The following is a 737-nucleotide window of genomic DNA, read 5'->3' on the forward strand; positions in this document are numbered from 1 at the left end:
CATTCGGCTTTTTCGGGATCTTGCGGGAGGCGGTTATATTCGGGAGCACAGAAACATCATTTTTCTTGGGCGAAGCGGCGCCGGCAAAACCCACATGGCTACCGCTCTGGGAATCGAGGCCTGTAAGAATAACTTTCGGACCCGTTTTGCCAGCTGCTACGGTCTGGTCAATGAGCTGATCGAAGCAAGACAAGAGAAGGCGTTGCAACGTCTTGTCCAAAAGTATGTCAGATACGATTTGCTTATCCTGGACGAACTCGGATATATCCCTTTTTCCAAGGAAGGATCGGAACTGCTTTTTCAGGTCCTGGCGGAAAGACATGAGAAAGGGTCGGTGATGATCACCACCAACCTGGGGTTCGCGGACTGGACCCAGGTGTTTGGCGATCCTGTCATGACCGCCGCTTTACTTGATCGACTGACCCACAAAGCCCATATTGTCAGCTGCAACTGGGAGAGCTACCGGCTCAAACAAAGTCTTAAGGAAAAAGGAAAACAAGGGAGGACAACCCATGCAAATAACGGTTTATAATCCACAAAAAGGTCGATTGGAAACGATTGACGCAGAGTTCACGAAAGACAATACAACCTGGTTTGGCAACTGCAGAAACACCCACGATATCTCTATGATAACGGATATTGACGGGGACATCCTGATTAGTGAATTCGATTACTCATATCCATTCATGATTTATGGCATGTCGAGATCCGATATTGATTTCGACCAGAGAAAAGCA

The 737-nt window shown here is 47.8% G+C and carries 2 protein-coding genes; both read left to right on the forward strand.

From position 1 onward, the window contains the following. A partial coding sequence (gene istB / locus QME66_14005; protein ID MDI6810053.1) for an IS21-like element helper ATPase IstB occupies positions 1 to 532 on the forward strand: 532 nt, incomplete at its 5' end. A gap of 16 nt (positions 533 to 548) precedes the next feature. After that, positions 549 to 737, forward strand: a 189-nt coding sequence (locus QME66_14010) for a hypothetical protein (GenBank protein MDI6810054.1), incomplete at its 3' end; no start/stop codon positions are given.

The sequence above is a fragment of the Candidatus Eisenbacteria bacterium genome (genome assembly GCA_030017955.1).
In the GTDB taxonomy this organism is placed as follows: domain Bacteria; phylum Eisenbacteria; class RBG-16-71-46; order JASEGR01; family JASEGR01; genus JASEGR01.